At 43.4% G+C, this 23,364-nt stretch carries 16 protein-coding genes; 8 read left to right on the top strand and 8 right to left on the bottom strand.

All coding sequences use genetic code 11. The annotated features are described in order from the left end of the window. Nucleotides 1-3: 3 nt before the first annotated feature. The 3 genes from HMPREF1534_RS10320 to HMPREF1534_RS10330 all read right to left on the bottom strand — a co-directional run bounded on the left by HMPREF1534_RS10320 (nucleotide 4) and on the right by HMPREF1534_RS10330 (nucleotide 3,703). The gene (locus HMPREF1534_RS10320) at nucleotides 4-2,127 is read right to left on the bottom strand and encodes a Tex family protein (RefSeq protein ID WP_005939819.1); all 2,124 of its coding nucleotides are present in this window, start codon (nucleotides 2,125-2,127) and stop codon (nucleotides 4-6) included. 308 nt (nucleotides 2,128-2,435) lie between these two features. After that, entirely contained in the window at nucleotides 2,436-2,723 is a 288-nt protein-coding gene (locus tag HMPREF1534_RS10325) for a chaperone modulator CbpM (RefSeq protein WP_005939809.1), read from the bottom strand. A gap of 14 nt (nucleotides 2,724-2,737) precedes the next feature. Continuing rightward, nucleotides 2,738-3,703 carry a DnaJ C-terminal domain-containing protein gene (locus tag HMPREF1534_RS10330; protein ID WP_005939806.1) on the bottom strand — a complete coding sequence of 322 codons (966 nt, stop codon included), beginning with the start codon at nucleotides 3,701-3,703 and terminating at the stop codon, nucleotides 2,738-2,740. Nucleotides 3,704-3,821: 118 nt separating this feature from the next. Between HMPREF1534_RS10330 and HMPREF1534_RS10335 the strand changes: the two genes are divergently transcribed. From HMPREF1534_RS10335 to HMPREF1534_RS10345, 4 genes are all read left to right on the top strand, one after another. Beyond that, the gene (locus HMPREF1534_RS10335) at nucleotides 3,822-5,747 is read left to right on the top strand and encodes a sensor histidine kinase (protein ID WP_018452510.1); all 1,926 of its coding nucleotides are present in this window, start codon (nucleotides 3,822-3,824) and stop codon (nucleotides 5,745-5,747) included. Nucleotides 5,748-5,757: 10 nt separating this feature from the next. After that, nucleotides 5,758-7,497 (top strand): bifunctional metallophosphatase/5'-nucleotidase, encoded by a 1,740-nt coding sequence (locus HMPREF1534_RS10340; protein ID WP_005939800.1) that lies wholly within the window; start codon nucleotides 5,758-5,760, stop codon nucleotides 7,495-7,497. 49 nt (nucleotides 7,498-7,546) lie between these two features. Further along, the gene (locus HMPREF1534_RS0118970) at nucleotides 7,547-7,888 is read left to right on the top strand and encodes a hypothetical protein (protein WP_026231490.1); all 342 of its coding nucleotides are present in this window, start codon (nucleotides 7,547-7,549) and stop codon (nucleotides 7,886-7,888) included. Nucleotides 7,889-8,099: 211 nt separating this feature from the next. After that, nucleotides 8,100-10,439, top strand: coding sequence for a TonB-dependent receptor (locus HMPREF1534_RS10345; protein WP_005939794.1), 2,340 nt, complete (start codon nucleotides 8,100-8,102; stop codon nucleotides 10,437-10,439). Between the two features lie 122 nt (nucleotides 10,440-10,561). Here the strand turns inward: HMPREF1534_RS10345 and HMPREF1534_RS10350 are convergent, their stop codons facing one another. Together HMPREF1534_RS10350 and HMPREF1534_RS10355 are read right to left on the bottom strand one after the other, a co-directional pair. Further along, nucleotides 10,562-12,661: a KamA family radical SAM protein gene (locus HMPREF1534_RS10350; RefSeq protein ID WP_005939791.1), complete on the bottom strand. Its 2,100-nt coding sequence runs from the start codon at nucleotides 12,659-12,661 to the stop codon at nucleotides 10,562-10,564. 219 nt (nucleotides 12,662-12,880) lie between these two features. Then, on the bottom strand, nucleotides 12,881-16,012 hold the full coding sequence (locus HMPREF1534_RS10355) for an ATP-binding protein (RefSeq protein WP_005939788.1): 3,132 nt from the start codon (nucleotides 16,010-16,012) through the stop codon (nucleotides 12,881-12,883). A gap of 257 nt (nucleotides 16,013-16,269) precedes the next feature. Between HMPREF1534_RS10355 and trxA the strand changes: the two genes are divergently transcribed. From trxA to HMPREF1534_RS10375, 4 genes are all read left to right on the top strand, one after another. Beyond that, nucleotides 16,270-16,740, top strand: coding sequence for a thioredoxin (trxA, locus tag HMPREF1534_RS10360; protein ID WP_005939785.1), 471 nt, complete (start codon nucleotides 16,270-16,272; stop codon nucleotides 16,738-16,740). A 107-nt stretch (nucleotides 16,741-16,847) separates the two neighbouring features. Beyond that, nucleotides 16,848-17,696: an AraC family transcriptional regulator gene (locus HMPREF1534_RS10365; RefSeq protein ID WP_005939781.1), complete on the top strand. Its 849-nt coding sequence runs from the start codon at nucleotides 16,848-16,850 to the stop codon at nucleotides 17,694-17,696. A gap of 80 nt (nucleotides 17,697-17,776) precedes the next feature. Beyond that, nucleotides 17,777-18,370, top strand: coding sequence for a DUF417 family protein (locus HMPREF1534_RS10370; RefSeq protein WP_018452507.1), 594 nt, complete (start codon nucleotides 17,777-17,779; stop codon nucleotides 18,368-18,370). 25 nt (nucleotides 18,371-18,395) lie between these two features. After that, nucleotides 18,396-19,751, top strand: a complete 1,356-nt coding sequence (locus HMPREF1534_RS10375; protein WP_005939776.1) for an FAD-dependent oxidoreductase — start codon at nucleotides 18,396-18,398, stop codon at nucleotides 19,749-19,751. 281 nt (nucleotides 19,752-20,032) lie between these two features. Here HMPREF1534_RS10375 and HMPREF1534_RS10380 read toward each other — a convergent pair whose 3' ends face one another. From HMPREF1534_RS10380 to HMPREF1534_RS10390, 3 genes are all read right to left on the bottom strand, one after another. Continuing rightward, nucleotides 20,033-20,491, bottom strand: coding sequence for a lipocalin-like domain-containing protein (locus HMPREF1534_RS10380; RefSeq protein WP_005939773.1), 459 nt, complete (start codon nucleotides 20,489-20,491; stop codon nucleotides 20,033-20,035). Continuing rightward, complete coding sequence (locus HMPREF1534_RS10385) at nucleotides 20,488-21,972, bottom strand: capsule assembly Wzi family protein (RefSeq protein ID WP_005939771.1); 1,485 nt, start codon at nucleotides 21,970-21,972, stop codon at nucleotides 20,488-20,490. The genes HMPREF1534_RS10380 and HMPREF1534_RS10385 overlap by 4 nt, the downstream gene beginning before the upstream one ends. Nucleotides 21,973-22,118: 146 nt before the next feature. Then, entirely contained in the window at nucleotides 22,119-23,171 is a 1,053-nt protein-coding gene (locus HMPREF1534_RS10390; RefSeq protein WP_005939768.1) for a mannose-1-phosphate guanylyltransferase, read from the bottom strand. Nucleotides 23,172-23,364: the final 193 nt, after the last annotated feature.

Genomic DNA, 23,364 nt, shown 5'->3' with positions numbered 1-23,364 from the left:
TTGTCAGTCTAAAATCATCGTTAATTGTATTCTCTTTCTTTCTTTGTCGATAGTCATTACTTTTACTTGAACATGCTGATGTATCCTGACTACGGTGCTCGGGTCGCTCACAAATTCCCTGCATAGCCGGGATACATGTACCAAGCCGTTCTCTTTGATACCTATGTCGACAAAACAACCGAAGTTGGTGATATTGTTTATAATGCCCGGCAGTATCATACCTTCTTTCAAATCGTCGATGGTACGCACATTCTTGTCAAATTCAAATACTTGGATTTGCTGGCGGGGATCACGCCCCGGCTTGTCGAGTTCTTGCATGATATCCGTTAGTGTAGGCAGTCCGACTGTATCGGAGACATACTTTTTAATATCAATTTTGGTACGCAACTCTTTATTCTTTATCAAGTCGTCTACCGTACAATGAAGGTCTTTCGCAATATGTTCCACCACCGGATAACTTTCGGGATGAACAGCCGAATTGTCCAACGGATTCTTTGATTGTGGGATGCGAAGGAAACCGGCGCATTGTTCGAATGCCTTTGCTCCCATGCGGGGAACTTTCATCAACTCTTTCCGGGAATGAAAAGGACCGTTTGCCGTACGGTAATCCACAATATTTTGGGCAAGTGTGGGACCGAGACCTGAAATGTAGGTCAGTAAATGCCGGCTGGCGGTATTCAGATTGACACCGACCAGATTCACACAGCTTTCTACGGTTTGGTCCAGCGATTTCTTTAAAAGAGTTTGGTCTACATCATGCTGATACTGACCTACTCCGATGGATTTTGCATCAATTTTGACCAGCTCGGCCAGTGGGTCCATCAGACGGCGTCCGATGGAAACAGCACCGCGCACGGTCACGTCATAATCGGGAAACTCGTCACGCGCTGTCTTGGAAGCCGAATAGATGGATGCTCCATCCTCACTCACTACAAAAACTTGTAATTCACGGTTATAGCTTTGTGAGGTGACAAATTGTTCGGTCTCCCGACTGGCGGTTCCGTTACCGATGGCAATGGCTTCTATGGCATATTGTTCCACCAGTTTGGCGATTTTCCGTCCGGCAAGCTGATATTCGCTTTTGGGAGGATGGGGATAAATCGTTTCGTTGTGGAGCAGGGTACCTTGTGCATCAAGACACACCACCTTGCAGCCCGTGCGATATCCGGGGTCTATTCCCATTACCCGTTTTTGTCCCAGGGGAGGAGCGAGCAACAGTTGCCTCAGATTTTCGGCAAATACCCGGATGGCTTCTGCATCGGCTTTCTCTTTGCTGAGCGTGGCGAATTCCGTTTCTATGGACGGTTTCAACAGGCGCTTGTAGGCATCACGGACAGCTTCTGCAACCTGATGTCCACATTCGTTATTACTGCGTACATACATCCGTTCGAGCCGTTCACTACATTCATTGTCGTCAGGGCTGATGGTCACTTTCAGCAGACCTTCCGATTCTCCACGGCGGATGGCGAGCAAGCGGTGTGAAATGCATCGTTTCAGCGGTTCGCTGAAGTCGAAGTAGTCACGGTATTTGACGGCTTCCTCTTCTTTTCCTTTTATTACTTTGGAAGTGATGACAGCCTGACGCGAAAACTGATTGCGCAGTTGGTTACGGGCACGTTCGTCTTCACTTACTTGTTCGGCTATGATGTCACGAGCGCCTTTCAGTGCATCTTCTTCGTCTTTCACTTCTCCTTTGACGAAAGAGCCGAGACGGTTTTCCAGATGATTTTCACGTTGCAGCATTAAGAGGGTGGCAAGCGGTTCCAGTCCTTTTTGTCTGGCTGCTTCGGCGCGTGTTTTCCGTTTGGGCTTATAGGGTAGATATATATCCTCCAGTTCGGTGGAGTCCCAGCAGGATTCTATGCGGGTACGCAACTCTCCGGTCAGTTTGCCTTGTGTGTCAATAGTAGATAAAATGGTTTCTTTGCGTTTGGATAATTCGCAAAGTTTATCGTTGCGGTCTTTTATCTCACCGATCTGTACTTCGTCCAGCCCTCCTGTGGCTTCTTTACGGTATCGGCTGATAAATGGGATGGTGGCGCCTCCGGCCAACAATGATAATGTGTTATTTACTTGGTGTACGGCAACGCCCAGTGCCGTGGCTATCATTTTGCTGAATAATTCCATGTTTATTGTTTTCTATCGGAGTGCAAAGGTAATATTTACTAAGCAGAAATTCCTACTTCCGCAGAATAAAAAGAAGAAGCTGTCCGAAAAGGCGTTTTTTTGTTGGTAGTGTGTCAAAACTAAACCGGGCTATTCCATCGTCAGCTGTAGGGGCAGGGTTATCCACGTTTTGACACATTTACAACCCCAATGGTCACGACTTTGGGAGTAAATGCACAAAGTAAACAGTTTTTAGGCGGACAAACCTGATCCCTACCGGTAAAATGGCAGTCGACTCCCTACGGTTGACGATTGAACGGCTGTTTCTGTCAACGGTAGAATTGCAGTTCGCTTTTTAGCGAACGGACTTGGTGCTGCAAGGATTCTATCCGTTCCAGCATGTGGTGGATGGCATCTATGCCTGCTACATTGATGGACAGGTCGTAGTATAAATGTGTATAACGCTCCAGTTCAGCCAGTTGCGACACCGGGATATAGCGTTCCTCGCCAATCACTTGAACGTTGATTAATCCGTCTTCTTCCAGTTCCACAATAAACGAAGGGTCTACGTGGCAACGGTCGCAATAATCATTGATAATTATTAAATCGGTCTGCATAATCCTTTTCTTTTTTAGTTGATACTATTCTTCAGTTGGCGGAACAACTCTTTCTGATGTTCAGTCAGGTTGGTGGGGATGGTGATGTTATAAGTCACAATCAGGTCGCCAAACTTCCCTTCTTCTTTATAAACCGGGAATCCTTTTCCCTTCAGGCGGACTTTGGTGCCGTTTTGGGTTTCGGGTTTTACTTTTAGCTTTACTTTACCGTCCAGCGTGTCTACGGTTTCTTCACCGCCCAGCACAGCCGTGTAAAGATTGAGTGGAGCAGTGACATAAAGGTCATTGCCTAAGCGCTTGAACACAGGGTCGTCCGGTATGATAAAGGTAATATACAAGTCACCGTCAGGTCCCCCGTTAACTCCCGGTGCACCGTGACCACGCAACTTGATGGTTTGTCCGTTGGCAATACCGGCAGGAACAGTGATACGGATATTCTTGCCATTCACATTAAGTACCTGCTTATGTGTTACGGCAGCCTCACGCAGTGACAGTTGCAGTTCGGCATTATAATCCTGTCCCCGGAATCCGGCACCTCGTCTGCTGCCGGCTCCCGCTCCACGATGTCCGAACAACTCTTCGAAGAAATCAGAGAATCCTCCGGCATTACCGCCGAATCCTCCGGCATCTCCGAAACCTTCTTCACCGTTGGAAGAATACCAGTACGAGCCGTTACCGGAAGAACCGAATCCGCCGGTCCTGCCTCCAAAGCCTCCGGCTCCGTATTGTTGCTTTTGTTTTTCAAATTCATCGGCATGTTTCCAGTGCTCGCCGTATTCGTCGTATTTCTTTCGCTTTTCCGGGTCACTCAAAACTTCGTTAGCCTCATTTATCTCCTGAAATTTATCTTTGGCCGAAGGGTCGTTAGGATTTAGGTCAGGATGATATTTGCGGGCTAACTTTCGGAAAGCCTTTTTGATATCATCTTGGGTGGCACTTTTGTCCACTCCCAATGCTTTGTAATAATCGATGTAAGCCATATTGTTTTTAGTTAAATTTCGTCTGTAATGAAGGAAACAAAATACATGCCAATTAGTTGTGCTATAATTTATTTTATTATCTTTGCACCTGTATTTTTTAGATTTATTCTGAAAGAGAATGAAAAAAGTGATAATGATATACCGATTTCTACTGTTAGTCATGCTGATTACGGTTGGATTTCCACGTCCGTTAAAAGCTGAAGTGACTACAGACGGCACGATTCTGATTATCACTTCCTATAATCCTGAGACACGTAGTATTTCTGACAACTTGTCTGCTTTTATGGACGAGTATAAACTGCGGGGAGGAAAGCGTCTCATTACGATAGAAAGCATGAATTGCAAGAACCTGTCCGAGGCACACCTGTGGAAAGAACGTATGGCTTCTATCCTTGAAAAATATGAACGTACTGCGGCACCTTCGCTGATTATATTATTGGGCCAGGAGGCGTGGGCATCTTTCATCTCTCAGAATTCGGAGATAGCCAAGAAAACTCCTGCCATGTGCGGAATGGTGAGTGCGAATACCGTTGTCCTGCCCGAAGACAGTGTGGATTTGGTGAAATGGTCTCCCGATAGCAAAGATATCTTTAAAGACTTTCCCGATTATAATATAGTTTCAGGCTATGTTTATCAGTATAATGTGGACAAGAATATTGAACTGATGCGTCGTTTTTATCCGAATATGAAGAAAGTCGCATTTATCTCGGATAACACGTATGGTGGTCTTTCCATGCAGGCCTTTGTAAAGAAGGAGATGAAAAAATATCCCGAGCTGGAGCTGATGTTGCTTGACGGTCGGACCAGCAGTTTTCTGGAGGTCAGTGAGAGAATACGTCATCTGTCGAATGATGTTTGTGTGCTTGTGGGTACGTGGCGCATAGACTGTACGGAAAATTATGTGATGGGCAACACAACGTATATGTTGCGCGATGCTAATCCTACGTTGCCGGTTTTTACTATTGCATCTGTCGGTTTGGGCCATTGGGCGTTGGGAGGTTATACTCCGGTTTATCATAAGGTGGGAAAAGAAATAGCCGGCGCCACATATAATTTTCTGGACGGTGAGACCGGCAGCGAGACTGGCGTTGTGCCTGTTCCCGGTAATTATGTGTTTGATGTGAAACGGATGCATCAATTTGGATTGGATTCTATTAATTTGCCTAAAGGTGCTGAGTTGATTAATAAAACTCCCGGATTTTATGAGCAATATAAATATTGGGTGATTGGAGTGGTTGCAGCATTCATGTTCCTGATAGCTTGTTTTCTGATAGCCGTATATTATATTGTCCGCATCAATCATCTGAAGGATAACTTGGAAAAATCCGGTGAGGAACTGTTGGTTGCCAAGGAGAAAGCAGAAGAGGCGAACAGATTGAAAACAGCATTTCTGGCTAATATGAGTCATGAGATACGTACACCGTTGAATGCCATTGTCGGCTTTTCCAATGTATTGGTCGGCGATGATGCAACAAGTGAAGAGAAAGCACAGTATTGTGATATTATTCAGAAAAACTCCGATTTATTGCTTCATCTGATTAATGATATTCTTGATATTTCTCGCATGGAATCGGGGCGTATTAAGTTTGTGGAAGAGGAGTGTGATGTGGTAGAGCTGTGTCAAACGGCATTGAGTACAGCGGAATATGCTCGTCGTACTCAGGCGATATATCAATTTCAAACTCCGGTGTCTTCGTTGATATTAAAGACGGATGCGCAACGGTTGAAACAGGTGTTGATTAATCTTCTTTCAAATGCCGGTAAGTTCACACCTTCCGGTTTTATCCGTCTGGCAATAAAGGTAAACAAAGAGGATAACTGTCTGGAGTTCTCGGTGACAGATACCGGATGTGGTATCCCTGCCGGTAAAAGCGAAAGGATTTTTGAGCGGTTTGAAAAGTTGAATGAGTATTCGCAGGGTACAGGTTTGGGCCTCTCTATCTGCAAGCTGATTGTGGAGAATTTGGGTGGTAAAATCTGGGTAGATAAGAACTATAAGGAAGGAGCACGATTTGTGTTCACTCATCCGTTGAATGAAAAATAATAGATGTAATATGAAATATTTAATATGTTTGGCGGCTTTGTTATGGGCCGGAATGAAGCTGACGGCGGCTGATAATGTGAAAGAGGTAGAGATAAAAATAATAGAGACGAGTGACGTACACGGTAATTTTTTTCCTTATAATTTTATAGAGAGAAAGGAGTGGAACGGGAGTCTGGCGCGTGTTTATTCTTATGTCAAGGAGCAGCGCAAGTTATATGGAGACAATTGTATTTTGGTAGATAACGGTGATATCCTTCAGGGGCAGCCCACTGCGTATTATTACAATTTCATAGATACGGTTTCTACTCATGTGGTAGCCGAGATACAAAACTTCATGGGGTATGCAGTGGGCAATATGGGAAACCATGATGTTGAAACCGGACATGCTGTTTATGACCGTTGGATAAAGCAATGTAAGTTTCCCGTATTGGGAGCCAACATTGTGGACAATGCCACAGGTAAGCCTTATCTGAAGCCTTACGAAATCATCAATCGTGATGGTGTGAAGATTGCCATTCTGGGCATGATTACTCCGGCCATTCCTTCTTGGCTGCCCGAAAAACTGTGGAGCGGTCTTCATTTTGAGGATATGCAGGCATCTGCCGCCCATTGGGTGGATATCATTCGGAAGAAAGAAAATCCCGATGTGCTGATTGGTTTGTTTCATGCCGGAAAATCAGGCAACGTACTTGGCAGTGTGGTGGAAGATCCTTCTATGGACATTGCTCAAAAAGTGCCCGGCTTTGATATCGTGTTGATAGGGCATGACCATGCCCGTGCTTGTACAAAGGTGGCTGATATAAAAGGAGATAGCGTACTGATAATAGATCCGGCAAGCAATGCGAATGTGGTATCTGACGTGACACTGAAAGTGAAATTGAAGAACGGGAAGGTGGTGTCTAAATCGGTTGATGGAAAGCTGGAGGATATGAACAAGTATCCGGTCAGTCAAGAGTTTATGGCACATTTCGCTCCGCAATATAAGGCTGTTAATGATTTTGTATCGCAGAAAATAGGAACGATTTCCAGAACGATTTCTACCAAAGATGCCTACTTCGGCTCTTCACCGTTTATAGATTTGATTCATAAATTGCAGTTGGATATATCGGGAGCGGATATTTCTTTATGTGCTCCACTCTCTTTTAAGGCTGAAATTCCCGAAGGGGAAATTATGGTGAGTGATATGTTCAATCTGTATAAGTATGAGAATATGCTCTACGTGATGGAACTGAGCGGCAAAGAAATTAAAGGATTTTTGGAGATGTCGTATGCCATGTGGACCAATCAAATGAAAAGCGCTGATGACCATTTGTTGCTGTTTAAGCAACCGATAGAAGAGGGTAAGCGTGCTAACTTTGAGTATTACAGTTTCAACTTTGATTCTGCTGCCGGCATTAATTATACGGTAGATGTGACAAAGCCCCGGGGCGAGAAGGTAAATATCCTGAGCATGGCAGACGGTACTCCGTTCGATATGGACAAGAGGTATAAGGTGGCTTTAAATTCTTATCGTGGTAATGGTGGCGGTGATTTACTTACCATAGGAGCCGGAATTGCAAAAGAGGACTTGTCTGAGCGCATTGTTTTTGCAACGGATAAAGATTTGCGCTACTATCTGATGCAGTATATCGAACAGCAAAAGAGCTTGCATCCGCATGCCATGCATCAGTGGAAATTCATCCCTGAAGAATGGACTGTTCCGGCGGCAAAAAGAGATTACAAGTTGCTCTTCGGAGAAGATAAAGAGTGATTTTGCAGGAATATAAAATGGAAGAACAATTATTTTTTCATCCGAGAAATTGAGTAAGAGAAGGTACATATTGGCTCCGTTGTTTCTGCTGGCACTGTTTCTGACGTACCAGGTAAGCATTACTATGTTTACTCACGTACATATCATTAACGGTGTGATGATTGTACACTCTCACCCTTCGTCGGACGACCACCATACACATACTGCGGGACAGGTGATTACCATCGCCCACATAGGCTCCTATCAAACGCCGGAACCGGAGGCAGGGGTAAGCAATGTGACTGTGGAGTGTCCTTTGCTGTATGTCTTGGGGCTGAATACGAATACTTTCCGCGCTGTTGCGCCTCACACGCATTGCGTTCACCTGCATGCCCCTCCTGCTTATTGTTGAAATATTAAAATTTGGTATGAAAAAGACAATTGCCTTTTTCAGAAAGTTCGAAGTCTTTCGTCTGAAAGAACTTGAAGTTTTCTAAAAAGGTCAAGGTCTTTTTTGAAAAGTCCCTGAAGCTTTTTGAAAAGCTCCTGAAGTTTTTTAATAAGCGATATAGGGAGCTTATGGAATCCTTTTATTTATAATTTAACAATAAGACAACTTAATAATGAAACAATATATTTTATTGCTCGTACTCATGGTGATGGGTGCGGGTATGACTGTACATGCTGAAGATGTAAATCCTGTGAAAGTTGGTAATGTAATTTCCGGCCACATAATAGAGAAAGGAACGGAAGCGAGTTTGCCTTATGCCACTATTTTGATTGTAGAAACAGGGCAGGGAACTGTGTCGGACGAGAATGGAGAGTTTGTTTTTAAGAAAATCCCGGCAGGAAAATATACGCTGCGCGTGCAATTGTTGGGCTACGAGACTCAGGAGAAGAAAGTAACCGTAAGCAATGATTTTACGGTGGATATTCATTTTCTGATGAATGATGACAGTATTTTGACCGATGAGGTGGTGGTTTCTGCCAATCGGAATGAGGTGAGCCGCCGTGTGGCGCCTGTGGTGGTAAATGTGATGAACTCCAAACTTTTTGAAACCGTAAACTCTACGGACTTGGCCAAGTCACTGAATTACCAGTCGGGACTTCGTGTGGAAAACAACTGTCAGAACTGCGGCTTCCCTCAAGTGCGTATCAACGGACTGGAAGGACCTTACTCTCAAATTCTGATTAATAGTCGTCCGGTGGTGAGTGCATTGTCGGGTGTGTATGGGCTGGAGCAGATTCCGGTGAATATGATTGACCGTGTAGAAGTGGTGCGCGGGGGAGGTTCTGCCTTGTTTGGTGCGAATGCTGTGGGCGGCACTATCAATATCATCACGAAAGATCCGGTAAGCAATTCATTCCAGGTATCTTCCACTCTGTCGAACATGAATGGCAAAGTGTGGGAACAATATATGGGGGCCAATGCTTCGTTAGTATCTAAAGATAACACCTACGGCATTGCCCTTTATCAGTCATATCGCAACCGCAACCCCTATGATGCGGATGGAGACGGATTCTCCGAATTGGGGAAGCTGAATATGAATACCTTTGGCTTGCGTACTTATTACCGTCCTACTCAGTTCAGCAGAATCAGTTTGGAATATCACACGACGAATGAATTTCGCCGGGGAGGAAACAAATTTGATTTGGAGCCTTTTGAAACGGATATCACAGAACAGACCAAGCATGTAATTAACAGCGGAGGTCTGAGTTACGATATTTTCTGGAAGGAGTACAAACATAAACTGTCCTTCTACTCGTCTGTTCAGCATACTGACCGTAACAGTTATTATGGTGCACAGCAGAATCCCGATGCATACGGCAAGACAAAAGACCTGACTTGGGTTGTCGGAGGTATGTATGTCGGTAACTTTGAGAAAGTTCTCTTCTCACCGGCCACCTTTACCGCCGGTATGGAATATCAAAACAACTCTTTGCACGACATCATGTTGGGCTATCACCGCGATATGAAACAAGACGTGCGTATTGCCGGCGGATTTGTGCAGAACGAATGGAAGATGAACCGCTTTATTCTGTTGGCAGGCTTCCGTGTGGACAGTCATAACCTGATTGACAATCCTATTTTCAGTCCGCGTGTGAATCTTTTATATAAGCCGACGGATAAGTTTCAGGCTCGTTTGACCTGGTCTACCGGTTTTCGTGCTCCGCAGGCATACGATGAAGATTTGCATGTGACCGCAGTGGGAGGCGAAGGCGTACTGATAAAGTTGGCGGATGGATTAAAGCCCGAACATTCCAATAGCTTCAGCGGCTCTGTGGATTGGACGGCCAATATCGGGCATTGGCAGACTAACCTTTTGCTGGAAGCTTTCTATACAGGGCTCGACGATGTGTTTGTGCTGGAAAAGATAGGACAGGATGAACAGGGGAACACCGTTAAAGAGCGTCGTAATGGTAATGGAGCCCGTGTATATGGTGTCAACTTGGACGGAAAACTTGCTCACGGACGGGATGTGGCTTTGCAAGTGGGCTTTACGGTTCAGCGCAGCCGTTATACCAAATACGAGAATTGGAGTGAGGACGAAAATGTGGAGCCGACCAAGTTCATGCCACGTACTCCCGATTATTATGGTTATTTTACTTTGACCAGTGCTCCCTTCAAGAACTTTGATATGTCGGTGTCGGGTGTATATACGGGGCGTATGCATGTTCCTCATTTGGCTCCTGACTTTAGTGTGATACCCGAAAATTATGAATACAGTTATATCCGAAAAGACGAGTTGGTGCATACTCCCGATTTTTTTGATTTAAATCTGAAACTGAACTATACTTTCGTACTGAATGATCATATCAAATTACAGTTGAATGGCGGTGTTCAGAATCTGTTCAATGCTTTTCAAAAAGATTTGGATAAGGGAGGTTTCCGTGATTCCGGTTATTTCTATGGTCCCACACAGCCACGGACTTATTTCATAGGAGTGAAGATTACGAACTAGAAGAAGGACTGTCCGGTTGATACTTGGGCAGGAAAAGACGGGGATGCCAAAACGTTTCTGATGCAATCTGTTATCAATGTTTTGGCATCTTCCGTTTGTTATTTGCCGGCAGCAGTCATGGATTACTCTTGTTCCATACCCAGATTGCTGTATGTCTCGGTTATCTTGAATTCTGCATCCGGGTAATTGTACAGAGGGAAGCGCGGCTCAGTTTCCCCTTCCGTGTAATTCCATATGCTGTTATATTCTTCCGGATTTTCACCCATTTCCCGAAGTTGCAACATATATTGGTAGATGGATTTGTTTTCTTTGATGAAAACCTTTTCCATTTGATGAATAATGGGACTGTGTTTACGTGTGTGGTCATGGTCAAACTCCAGAATACGTTTGCCGTCCGGTGTAATGCCTACCATCACAAAAGTCATGCTTTTGCCTATTCCGGGCAGATTGAGCACACTCCGGTCTGTTGCTACGAAAGGTATGTTTTTCTCCGTGTAGAACTTTTTGACGGCTGTTGCCCGGTCATTGTTACTTCTCAGCAGAGTCAGAAACTCAGTCTCATCTTCCTTGTTAAGCTTTCCCAAGATTTTCTCTTCGTGCTGTTCCTGCAACGAACGGCTGTTGGGAGTGAAGACAGCATGATTTTCTTCAAATCCTTTGACGGAGAATGTATAGTAGCAGATAACTCCCAGTTCATTCAATACTTTGCGCAACTTGGCTGTATGCCCCCGGCGTGATGCTGCCACATTGTACACCAATTGATTGGTAATGGTCCATCCGGCAGCCAGAATCTTGCGGATGGCTTCTTGGGCTTCGGGGGTTACTTCCAGAGGTGTCTGGAAATGAGTCTGTATCAAGAATTGCTTGATGCCTATGGCGGATGCTTTGGTTTTGAATTCTTTCAGAATATCCATCAGCTCTTCATTGATGCGCATGGGCAGATAGACGGGCAGGCGGGAACCGAGACGGACACGTTGCAATTCTGCATACTTTTCTCCTTCAGGACGTTTGAGGTTGGCATTCCTTTTGCGTACCGCCATTTTATATACAGCCTCCAATATGTTGCGTAATGTCTTGTTTTGGCTCATCAGTGCATCGCCTCCCGTAATCAGAATATCTCTCAGTTGGGTGTCGTTTTCAAAATATTCCATCAGTTTCCGCAAGCGTTTGTCCCAACTTTCCTTGGGCTTCAGTTCCTCAAAATTAAAGTTCAGGCGTTCGCTTTGAAAATCATACATACGTTGGCAAGACGCACATAGTCCTCCGCAAGCGCGTCCCATAGAATCGGGAATCAGGATGGCTACTTCGGGATAACGGCGATGAATGTTATGTCCGTCGGGCACCAGCCATCCGGCGGCATTTGGTTTGCCGGCTTCCACCACATCCTCTTTTTCCCATGCATGAATTTTCCCATAGGTGTTGATTAATTGTGGTGAATATAGGATATAGCTGCGTATGGCAGCATCATCATACCCTTTGCCGGTCGGGTTTAATAAAGAAAGATAGTAAGGGGTGATGAAAAAAGGCATTCTTTTTTTACGTGCCTGCTGATACAATTGCATTGTTTCTTCCGAAAGGGAGTTGCCCAACATCTTGTTCAGTTCCGTGGGGCTTTTGATGGCGAGGGCTAGATGGAAGCGTGCTTCGTTCCACCATTGGTTGACCCATTGGCGTTTTTCTTCATCATTGATTCCTTCGGGAAACACATACCGGCTGGAGGGGGCATGACGGTTTTCTATCTTTTTAATGAGCAATGAGATGATTCGTTCTTTGTTTGCATTGCGTATGGCACGCACATCTTCGTTCAGGCCACCGGGCCAACGTTTCATCCATTGACGTATCTGTTTTTCATTCGGAATGTTGTTGGGAACATGATAGAGGCGTAGGAACTGTTGGTATAAATCCAACCATAAATCAACGGAAGTCTCTTCATCGGTGATACGGTTTGTCAAGAATTGCCAAAGCAGTGAGATGGTTTTTATCTCTATTTCTTTTTCTGTAGATAATTCATATATCGTTTTGCTGTCATTTTCAATCAGTCTTGCAATGTTTTTAGCGGCAATAGGGTTTTTAATGTGTGCAGATAATAAATAATCATTTAGTTTATTCTTGAAAATAGTCTCATTCCGGCTTTCCGCAGCCAATGAAGTGAGTTGGGTTAATCTTGTTTCGAATAGAGTTTTTACATCTTTGTGGGATAACATCTTATTCTTTTGTTTCATAAGCAGTGTGATTTGTTTTTAGGGTTAATACTCGAATAATAGAACGCTCATTATGAAAGTTACTTTAATGGCAACTTTTGTTGTGGCTAAGATACAAAAAAACAGTTGTTGTGCAAGCTTAATTGCAAAAATAGATATTACCTGAGAAGAAATATCTTTGAGGAAGAAGCGGAAAAAACATCCCCGGACAAGCAGACAAGCCGGTCCGGGGAGAATCGGTTATAAGAATATGATTCTCTTTTGCAGGATGGATGCTATTTGTTGTTTTAGCAGCGGTGCATTGATAGGTTTGGACATATATCCGTCGAACCCGTTTTCCAGTACTCTTTGTTCGTCCGATGCATAAGCAAAAGCGGTTATGGCAATGATAGGCACATCAGCAGATAACTTTCTTATTTCTTTTGTTGCTTCGTAACCGTCCATTCTCGGCATATTGATATCCATTAAGATGATTTGGGGCCGGTGTTCCTTAAACTTTTCTATTGCTTCCTGACCGTCCCAGGCATGAATAAGAGAATATTCTTTCCGTAGGATAGACTGGAACAACCGATAGTTACTTTCGTTATCTTCGGCTATCAAAATAGTCAGTTTGTCTTTTTGAACGGTAATCGGTTGGAATTCTTCAGCCTTTTTTTCGCTCAATCGGGCCGGTTGATAAGGAATGGTAAACCAGAATGTAGAACCCTTCCCTTCCTCGGATTCCACTCCTATCGTTCCATTCATGTGCTCTATGATTGTCCGGCAGATGGAAAGCCCCAGTCCTGTGCCTTGTGCAAAAGAGTTCAATTTGACGAAGCGTCCGAATATAGAATCTTTTTTATTGGCAGGAATGCCGCATCCCGTATCTGTGACATGGAAGTATAGCATTTTATCGCGTATCTCGTATCCGAATGTGATGCTTCCTTTTTGAGTAAACTTGATGGCGTTTGTGAGGAAGTTATTGATAACCTGCATGAGCCGGTTTTTTTCCGTACGGATGAAACATGAGGAGAGGGGAGTTTCCGCAATGAGCTGTACCCCACTTCCTTCCATCCGGCATTTGGTGATGTTCTCCACTTCCTTTATCATATCATTGAGGTCTATATTTGAGTAACTGAACTCCAAAGTTCCGGCTTCAATTTTGGATAAATCTAATATATCACTGATAAGCTGTAATAACAGTGTATTATTACTCTCAATAATATTGATATATTCCTGTTTTTCCTGTTCCTCTTCCGTTGAGGCAAGAATATTGGAGAATCCGATAATGGCATTCAGAGGAGTACGGATTTCATGGCTCATATTGGCCAGGAAAGCAGATTTGAGTCGGTTGGATTCTTCTGCCCGGTCTTTAGCCGACATCAGTTCCTCTTCCATCCTTTTCCTGTCTGTAATAACTAAGGATGAGCCGACCAGGGTGAGTGGCCTGTTCTGCTCGTCTCTTGTCTCTATTGTAGCCTGTGCTTCCACCCAATCAATTTTTCTTCCGTTCTTTCCTTTGTTCAGTACACGGTATTCTTCTTTGACTTTATTGATTTTTCCTTCTATTAGATCGTGAAAAGCCTGCATAACCCTTGGACGGTCTTCTTTGATTATTTTAGAGAAGTATTGTTCATCCGATACACTCAACTGTTCTTCCTTGATTTCTCCCGGCATGGCAGTCATAATGATTGGACGATTGATGTCGCATAGAATGGAGTGTTCTTTAAGATTCCATTTCCAGGGTATGATATTGGCTATTTCCAGTGCCAAAGATAATTTATGGTTAGTCGAACTCAGCATTTGTTGTGCATTATGCAACTCCGTGCTGTCAAGACAGAACATGTCAATCGTGTCTTCTTCTAAAGACGGGCTGAGCACGATATCATAGAAAGTGTCTACGTCTTTAAAGTAATAAGGGAATGTGATGGAGCGCTTTTCTCTTAAAGCTGTTTCCATAAAATGGGTAAATTCTGTCATGGATTCAGGAAATAGCTCGGAACCCTTTTTCCCGATTATATTTTCTTTTTTCCTGAAACAAGTTTCAAAGAAACGGTTAACGTCACAAAAAATTGTTTCAACAATATTCCCGTTTTCATTTCTAATCACTTTCTCTTTCATATAGAGAATAGGCATATTGTCGATAAGGTTTGTATATTTGATTTGGTTTTCGAATTCTTGCTTTTGAACCCTTCTTAGTTCTTTCAACATTTGTATGCGTTTTTGTTGGATAAGGGCTATCAGCAAAAGTGTGATGAATATTCCTGTGATAACCCATATATATTTCTTCAGGAAATTTTCCGGCTTATCATAAAATATGCTGTTTTGAGGGCATAATTTAGGGTTGAGTCCTTTATTGACCAGCGTCGTATAATTAAATGTGGGATGAGCATCTGCAGGAACAAAGAAAGGAATTTCCCTTGCCGGCTTTCCATTAAGTATTTGTGAGACATTCCGGAGCAGTTCATTGATAAATATCTTTTCATTATACATATATCCGCCCACCATGCCTCCGTCGTCCATACCGGCATAGCGGATAGAGAACAGGGGAGAAGAAATGCTGGAAAGGCTTCGGTATGCGTTTATCAACATTTGTTGTGAGGTTAAGGTTTCCGCAAACCATGTGGATACTAAAACTCCGGTTTCTTTGTCGGCATTTCTTAAGGCATTATACAATTCGGGTAGCGTATAATTATAAGAGGAGATAAATTGATATTGGAGATATGGAAAATCCCGGGCTATAATATTCTTTAACTGCTTGTTGTATTCAGGGTTAGGATAAATGCCGTCTCCCAAAAAAATAAGTTTTTTCATATTGGGAATCATGCGCGTCATTAGTTTTACGCTTTCTTTCAGATAGGCCGGAGTATGCATGAAGGTGATATTGTAATCATCTCTCAAACTGTCTACATGAATTTTATTTTCAGGAGTTGTCACATCTTGTTTTCTGTAATATTCTTCTGTATATATGTATGGGTCGGAATCGCATACTAAAATAGACACGTCTCCCCACATTTCCTTTATCTCTTCTCTGAAAATCATACTCATACTTCCCAGCAGGACCAACAGCTTGGGAGGAGTTTTGCCATACTTGTTTAAAAGCATTTGTGGAAACCTGTCTACCATAACAGAATCGTTTACCATAAAAAGATTTAGGTGCTCAATGTATGCATCAATATCTTTTAGTTCGGATATTTTATGCATGATAGGAGAGGTGATACTGTTACTCCAGGGGGCGGATTCGTTATAACTGTTTAAGATGAGTACATAATCATATTGCCTATGATCCCTGTCAGAGGCTTTGGCAGAATATGTACCGGCAAAAAGCAGACAAATGCAGATTGTCAGTGTTTGAAAGAATTGCCTTGATGTGGCTGTGTGTTTATTATTCATAGCAGAAAATAGACTCTTTATGTTATACTCTTTATCAGACTTCTTACAAAAGTAAAACAATATCAGACAGTTATGTATAAAAACTCCCTTATTAACAAATATTAATTTCACGAGTAAGTTCTCACAGAAGAAGATTTTTTATGATATTTTGAGCAGAATGGGAAGTTTGGCTAACTTATACGGTGAAATTGCTATTTTTCAGGCGATGAAAAGCGATTAACTTTGCAATATCAGAAAAAGATAAAAAACAGATAAATATGAAATTAATAAAATCAACCATTACCGCCCTTGGCTTGTTATTCACAGTAACCGCTTGTGCAGGCAATAAAGAAAGTAAAAACCAAAACATGAAAGGAGAAAATATGGAAATTGTTCATTTAACCAAAGCAGAGTTCTTGAAGAAGGTATATAACTATGAAGCCAATCCCAATGACTGGAAATATGAAGGTGACAAACCGGCTATTGTTGATTTCTATGCTACATGGTGCGGCCCTTGCAAGGCATTGGCACCCGTATTGGAAGAGTTGGCAAAAGAATATGCCGGAAAGGTTTATATTTATAAGATAGATGTAGACAAGGAAGAAGAATTGGCCGGTGCATTCGGCATACGAAGCATACCGACTTTGTTATGGATTCCTCAGAGTGGAAAACCGACTGTAACACAGGGAGCATTACCGAAACCTGAACTGAAAAAGATGATTGACGACACTTTATTAAACTCTAAATAAATGTTCTCGTAAACAAGTGGAGAAGATAGGGCATAAATCTTTTGCCCTGTCTTCTTTTTTATTTAAATAAGTATGCGTATATTTATACCGACAATAAACTATGAATTATGGAATATCGTTTTAATACACCGCTCAATGGCAATATAGCGATGACGTATCATTATCATGAGGATGCTGCTCTCCGGCGTGATAAAAGCTTGTATAAATTCGTATGGGTACAAAGTGGCACGCTGGATATAGAAGTAGACCATGTGGTAATGCACCTTGAAAAAGATGAAATAATATCGCTGACTCCTTTGCATCATGTTGAGGTAAAAAGAGTGGAAGGTGAGTACCTCACTTTCTTGTTCAACAGCAATTTTTATTGCATTTACGGACATGACAAAGAAGTGTCATGTAATGGTTTCCTGTTTCATGGTTCGTCCCACATCATGCGTTTGCAGCTCTCTGCGGCCCAGTCGGAACAATTGAAAAGCATCATTGATATATTTGCAGGTGAATTCGGCATAAAAGACAATTTGCAGGAAGAGATGCTCCGCATTATTCTGAAACGTTTTATAATCACTTATACCCGCATTGCCCGTGAAAAATTAGACGTGGGACAAGATAAAGAAAAGAGCTTTGACATTATCCGTCGGTATTATGTGTTGGTAGACAATCATTATAAAGAAAAGAAACAAGTGCAGGACTATGCCGAAATGCTCTACCGCTCTCCCAAAACCTTGTCCAATCTGTTTGCCGCCTATGGGTTGCCTTCTCCGTTGCGTATCATACATGAGAGGATAGAAGCCGAAGCCAAGCGTTTGTTGCTTTACACCAATAAGAGTGCGAAAGAAATAGGTGAGATATTAGGCTTTGAAGACTTGGCTGCTTTCAGCCGTTTCTTTCGAAAAATGGCAAAGGAAAGTATTTCTGAATACCGGAAAAAAGAGAAAGAAGGAATAATGGCAAACTAAAACGGTATAATTGCCATTTCACAGGGAGGAAAATCTGCCGACCTTTGCAATGTAAGTTAAACCCTTAAAAATTAAAGCAAATGATGGCAAGATTAAATTCCCTGTTTACTGCATTTCTGACAATTGCAGCTTCCACTCAAAAGTTAGGTATTAACCTGATTCGCGTGGCAATTCTGGTGATATTCGTGTGGATTGGTGGTTTGAAATTCTGGAACTATGAGGCCGAGGGTATTGTGCCTTTCGTTGCCAACAGTCCTTTTATGAGTTTCTTTTATACTAAGAGTGCTCCCGAATATAAAGAGTATAAATTAAAAGAAGGTGAGTTTGATGAGGCCAAGCATCAGTGGCATGAAGAGAATAACACCTATGGCTTTTCTCATGGATTGGGCATTTTGATTATGACCATTGGCATTCTTACCTTCTTGGGTATTTTCTCTCCGAAAATCGGTTTGATAGGTGCAGGTTTGGCTATTATAATGACATTGGGAACGTTGTCCTTTCTGGTAACGACTCCCGAAGTATGGGTTCCCGATTTGGGAAGCGGTGAACATGGTTTTCCCTTGCTGACAGGTGCCGGTCGTTTGGTTATTAAAGATGTGGCTATCCTGGCAGGTGCATTGGTGGTACTCTCGGATTCGGCCCGGTCAATATTAAAACAACAAAATAAAGGATAATCCCCCACTAAAAACAAGTAAGATTATGAAGCAGTATGATGCAATAATAATAGGCTTTGGCAAAGGCGGTAAAACACTGGCTGCTGAGTTGGCCAAAAGAAATGAAAAGGTGGCTGTTATTGAGCGTTCCGATGAGATGTATGGAGGTACCTGCATCAATATTGGATGCATTCCTACAAAAACATTGGTTCATCAGGCAAAGCTGGCTCCGGTAAAGGCGTCGTGGGAAGAAAAGAAAGCCTATTATGCTCAGGCTATCGCTGAAAAAGAAGAGGTAACCTCTTTTTTGCGTCAGAAAAATTATCATAATCTGGCAGACAATCCCCATATTACGGTTTATACAGGTATTGGTTCTTTTGTAAGCACAGATGTGGTGGAAGTGGTGATGCATGATGAGATCTTGCAATTGCAGGCTCCCCGGATTTATATCAATACAGGTGCGGAGACTATTATTCCGCCTATCGATGGAGTGAAGGATAATCCGTTGGTATATACCAGTACTTCCATTATGGAACTGAAGGATTTGCCCGAAAAGCTGATTATTGTGGGTGGCGGTTATATCGGTCTGGAGTTTGCGAGTATGTTTGCTTCGTTCGGTTCGCAGGTAGTGGTGCTGGAAGGCAATTCCGAGTTAATCTCCAGAGAAGACAGGGATATCGCATCCGCTGTGAAGGAAACTTTGGAAAAGAAAGGCATCGTATTCTGTCTGAATGCCAAAGTGCAATCAATCCGTGAAGGGAAAGTAGTCTATCGGGATGCGGTTAGCAGTGAACTGCATTCATTGGAGGCTGACGCCGTATTGTTGGCGACAGGGAGAAAACCGAATACGGCCGGATTGAATTTACAGGTGGCTGGAGTGAAGGTAAACGAGCGTGGCGCTATCATTGTAGACGGGCATTTAAGGACAACCAATCCCAATATACGTGCGATAGGGGATGTGAAGGGCGGTTTGCAGTTCACTTATATCTCATTGGACGATTACCGTATTATCCGTGAAGATTTATTCGGCAATGGCGGACGGAATCTGAACGACCGTGAACCGGTGAGCTATTCTGTCTTTATTGACCCTCCTTTGTCGCGTATCGGATTGAGTGAAGAGGAAGCCGTGCGGAAGGGGTTGAATATTAAAGTCAACAAACTTCCTGTAGCGGCTATTCCTCGTGCACGGACTTTGGGAAATACAGTCGGCCTGTTTAAGGTGGTGGTAGATGTAGATACCGATCAGATTGTGGGATGCACTCTGTTTGGCCCTGAATCCGGCGAGGTAATCAACAGTGTGGCCATGGCAATGAAGACCGATCAGCCTTATACATTCCTTCGCGATTTCGTCTTTACACACCCCAGTATGAGTGAAGCGTTGAATGATTTGATGAACTTTTAATTGAATATTCTCTGTTAAATAGTAAGTATTCGGTTAACCCCCTCTTGCGATGTCTATAAACAGAAAGAGATGTCTCCTGAAAATTCCAGCTTTTCTCTGAAAAAGTCCCTATTTTTACGAGACATTTCTTAGTTTTTATGAGATTCTTAAATAAATGATTCTTTCCTTATCGTGGTTCTCATCTTTGGCAATAAATCCATATATTCACTGTGCTATATATTGATTTTCAGGCATTTCTTTATCTGATATTGTAAGTGTACATATGAAATTATTCGTTTATACTAAAACCTTTTCAGCATCAGTGTGGCATAATCGGATTTCAATATCAACTCTTTACCGTTGGCTTTCACCACTTCAAACTCCGTATCCAATGCATTGATGCCGTAAGGGAGAAGCTCCTCCACCGTGACATCCTTTTTATCATCGCTTGTGCCTTTTCTCCCTTTGAAGTCTCTCATCCGCACGTTTCCGTTCTCCTCATGCTCAAACCGGCCTATGACCGGTTTGAGCGTAGTGCCGCTCTGCTTGGCTGCTATCTCCACCACCCATAACCGGATGCTGTAATAAATCCGCTCGCACACATGCACCTTGCCATCGGCTGCCGTTGTAAACTCCAGCAATTCCCAGTGCCCTTCCATGTCACTGTCGATAGCCTCCTTCTGGCATCCTCCCATGATGAAGCCCAAAAAGAGAACAACCGCCACTCCCGATAAAAACTTTAATCTGCGTGTATTTTTCATTTTCCGAATCCTCCTGTTTTTCTCACTGTCAACATGGCCCCCATGCTGTTACCCAAATAATTTCCCCTATCCATGGCAAAGGCAAGAGTAGCGCTCCAGCCCGTCCACTTCCGTGGGCAGTAACTTACTTCCACCATACTGCTGAACTGCTTTCTCACTTTGTCCAGCGGCATCGGATAGGTGCCCCAATGCCGCACATACGATGCCAGCACGCGGTAGTTCCATTCACTGTCCGGTTCTCCGCAGAAGCCTATATGATGCGCTTTTACACGGGTACTCTTAAACAGCATCGTTCCGTCGTCGTTATATACAGGTCCCGGAATCAGTCCGTTGCCCATACCCATTCCCCAATGCTGCCATGCCAGATATTGGCCGTTATTGAAATAATTGTCACCACCGCTTATCTGGAATTCGGGAAACGAGCCGGCTATCCCGTCATACAGAATCGGTCCCGTCTGATCCTTCGTACCGAGACCTTCCCACAGCACCCGGTTCACCCACCGGTTCCGGGGCAATGTCACTTCCAGTCCCAACTGTCCGTCTTTCCACATACCATACTCCATGAACATCTGCGAATGGTCCTCGAAGAAATGCTCCATGTAAGCCCTTATCTTCCACTCACCGGCATAATAAGAAAGTGCCGCGTTCCAGCTTCCGCTATGGTTTCCCTCCACATTCTGCAACGTACTCTCCTGAGCAGGCACCAGCGCCTTGAAGAAACTCTTCAGACCGGCCGGATACTTCTTTAGCAGCTTGATACTTCCGTCCGCATTCTTCACATACCTCTTTCCCCCGAACTGTGCAATGTCCAACAATCCTATTTCCAGCTCCAGAGGCAGCTTTTCTCTGTTGCCGAACCGCAGCATCAGTGATTTGCTGTGATACAACACATCCTTCAGAAACGGTTCGTCCGCTCCGGCAAACTCTTCCTGCCAATTGCCATCCGTGCACAGTCCGTAAGCGATATGCCCTTTCAGTGCCAGCCAATTACCTGTAAACGGCACCGTCAGATACTCCGGCAATCCCACCCTCACCTGCGGAATAGGCCTTGCATTCGCACCTTCCACCATCATGCCGCTGCTCAGCCTCACATCCTTTTCCAACGGGAATCCGTTTCTCTCCTTACTCCCGATGCTCATCTTTATCGCCTTCCATGCAACATCCATATAAGCCTGTTGCACAAAGAAATCCGCAGTCAGATTCTTTCCTCCTGCCAGGTCTGCACCCGCCTGCACCCTCCATCCGTGTTGCCATTCCTTCTGCCATTGCACACCGGCACGCAGGTAAGCACTTTTGGGCTCTTGCGAAGACAGTCCGTAACGATTGGCGGTGAACCACAACGGAGCGTACCTTCCGTCGGCAACCGAGACAGAAGTTTCCACCCGATAAGAAAACGGAGTAGATGCTTTCTGTTCCTGTGCAGACAAACAAGTAAATGCATTTATTGAAAAAGCCAATAAAAAAACAGATTTCAAAGACATTTTAAAAGCTATTTAAAATTGATTGAAAAATAATGTTGTGTAATCATTGATATATTGGGTATTATCCGATTCGTACTTGCCGGCTTCATCCAGTTGGTTACCTTTACTTTTCAGTATGTATTTAATGTCCGGTTTTATATCAGAAATTACTTTTTTGATGTACTAAACTCTTTAATGCGCTGTTCCTCACTCATACGGCATACCAACAGTTGGCCTTTTCTTTCTGTTACGATATAGTTTTCCAGTCCTTCCAGCACCACCCGCTTTTCTTCCGTAGTATGTACCATGCAGTTCCGACAATTATGCAGTTCGATTTGTGTACCTACTTTGGCATTGCCGTTATGGTCTTGTGGAAGCAGTGTGTGCAATGCTCCCCAACTGCCTAAATCACTCCATCCGAATTCAGCCGGAACGACAAAGATATTTTCTGCCTGCTCCATTACGGCATAATCGATAGAAATTTTTTCACACATAGGGAAAAGACGCTTCAGCTCTTCGTGTTCTCTTTTCGTAAACAAAGCCTGTTCCAGCCTATCCATTACTTCTGCTATTTGAGGAGCATAATCTCGGATGGCAGTAGTGATCGTTTCTACGTTCCATACAAAGATGCCTGCATTCCAGAAGAAATTCCCGGCTTTCACATACCTTTGTGCTGTTTCCTTATCGGGTTTCTCCTTAAATGCTTCCACTTCGCACATACCCGAAGCATCGGTATAGACTTTAGCTGCTATGTATCCGTATCCTGTTTCCGGTCTGCTTGGTTTTATTCCCAATGTGACAATCGCGTTTGAATCGGCCGTTTTATTCAGTGCCATAGCAATACAACGGGCAAATTCGGTAGTATTTATCACCAGTGCATCTGATGGAGTTACTACAATGTTTGCATGAGGATGTTCTTTCTTTATTTTCCAGCAGGCATACGCGATACAGGGAGCAGTGTTCCGTGCCTCCGGCTCTGCCAATATCTGGCTTTCCGGTAGTTCCGGCAACTGTTCCTTTACGATGTCCGTATACCTTTCACTGGTAACTACCCACATGTGCTGAATGGGACAAAGCGGAAGAAAACGTTCCACAGTCAGTTGAATAAGTGATTTACCACATCCTATTACGTCCACAAACTGTTTGGGATATTCCGGTGTACTCATAGGCCATAAGCGACTTCCGATTCCCCCTGCCATGATGACAATATGATTTTCCATAAAATACGATGATTAAGTTATAACTGCTTGTCGTTTTTCGATTTATATTACCTATACTCTGAACTTTGCACGTATGAAGAGGTTGAGAAAGTTTTTATATCGGATAGGGCTTGTATTGCGCTCGATTTTTTCTTATTTGTTGGCATTGCTATTAGTGCTTTTCGCATTGTTCTGCAGACTCTTCCGCAAATAA

Origin of the sequence: Phocaeicola massiliensis B84634 = Timone 84634 = DSM 17679 = JCM 13223, assembly GCF_000382445.1 — a bacterium.
Classification (GTDB): Bacteria; Bacteroidota; Bacteroidia; order Bacteroidales; family Bacteroidaceae; genus Phocaeicola; species Phocaeicola massiliensis.
The sequence above is the reverse complement of the archived record's forward strand: the minus strand, read 5'-3'. Positions and strand labels throughout refer to the sequence as shown.

What these genes read in the sequence shown, in the direction of transcription:
- HMPREF1534_RS10320 (WP_005939819.1), bottom strand. Translation starts at nt 2,127, where the DNA reads ATGGAATTATTCAGCAAAATGATAGCCACGGCACTGGGCGTTGCCGTA.
- HMPREF1534_RS10355 (WP_005939788.1), bottom strand. Translation starts at nt 16,012, where the DNA reads ATGAATAATAAACACACAGCCACATCAAGGCAATTCTTTCAAACACTG.
- HMPREF1534_RS10365 (WP_005939781.1), top strand. Translation starts at nt 16,848, where the DNA reads ATGGAATATCGTTTTAATACACCGCTCAATGGCAATATAGCGATGACG.
- HMPREF1534_RS10350 (WP_005939791.1), bottom strand. Translation starts at nt 12,661, where the DNA reads ATGAAACAAAAGAATAAGATGTTATCCCACAAAGATGTAAAAACTCTA.
- HMPREF1534_RS10390 (WP_005939768.1), bottom strand. Translation starts at nt 23,171, where the DNA reads ATGGAAAATCATATTGTCATCATGGCAGGGGGAATCGGAAGTCGCTTA.
- HMPREF1534_RS10375 (WP_005939776.1), top strand. Translation starts at nt 18,396, where the DNA reads ATGAAGCAGTATGATGCAATAATAATAGGCTTTGGCAAAGGCGGTAAA.
- trxA (WP_005939785.1), top strand. Translation starts at nt 16,270, where the DNA reads ATGAAATTAATAAAATCAACCATTACCGCCCTTGGCTTGTTATTCACA.
- HMPREF1534_RS10330 (WP_005939806.1), bottom strand. Translation starts at nt 3,703, where the DNA reads ATGGCTTACATCGATTATTACAAAGCATTGGGAGTGGACAAAAGTGCC.
- HMPREF1534_RS10325 (WP_005939809.1), bottom strand. Translation starts at nt 2,723, where the DNA reads ATGCAGACCGATTTAATAATTATCAATGATTATTGCGACCGTTGCCAC.
- HMPREF1534_RS10385 (WP_005939771.1), bottom strand. Translation starts at nt 21,972, where the DNA reads ATGTCTTTGAAATCTGTTTTTTTATTGGCTTTTTCAATAAATGCATTT.
- HMPREF1534_RS10370 (WP_018452507.1), top strand. Translation starts at nt 17,777, where the DNA reads ATGATGGCAAGATTAAATTCCCTGTTTACTGCATTTCTGACAATTGCA.
- HMPREF1534_RS10340 (WP_005939800.1), top strand. Translation starts at nt 5,758, where the DNA reads ATGAAATATTTAATATGTTTGGCGGCTTTGTTATGGGCCGGAATGAAG.
- HMPREF1534_RS10345 (WP_005939794.1), top strand. Translation starts at nt 8,100, where the DNA reads ATGAAACAATATATTTTATTGCTCGTACTCATGGTGATGGGTGCGGGT.
- HMPREF1534_RS10335 (WP_018452510.1), top strand. Translation starts at nt 3,822, where the DNA reads ATGAAAAAAGTGATAATGATATACCGATTTCTACTGTTAGTCATGCTG.
- HMPREF1534_RS10380 (WP_005939773.1), bottom strand. Translation starts at nt 20,491, where the DNA reads ATGAAAAATACACGCAGATTAAAGTTTTTATCGGGAGTGGCGGTTGTT.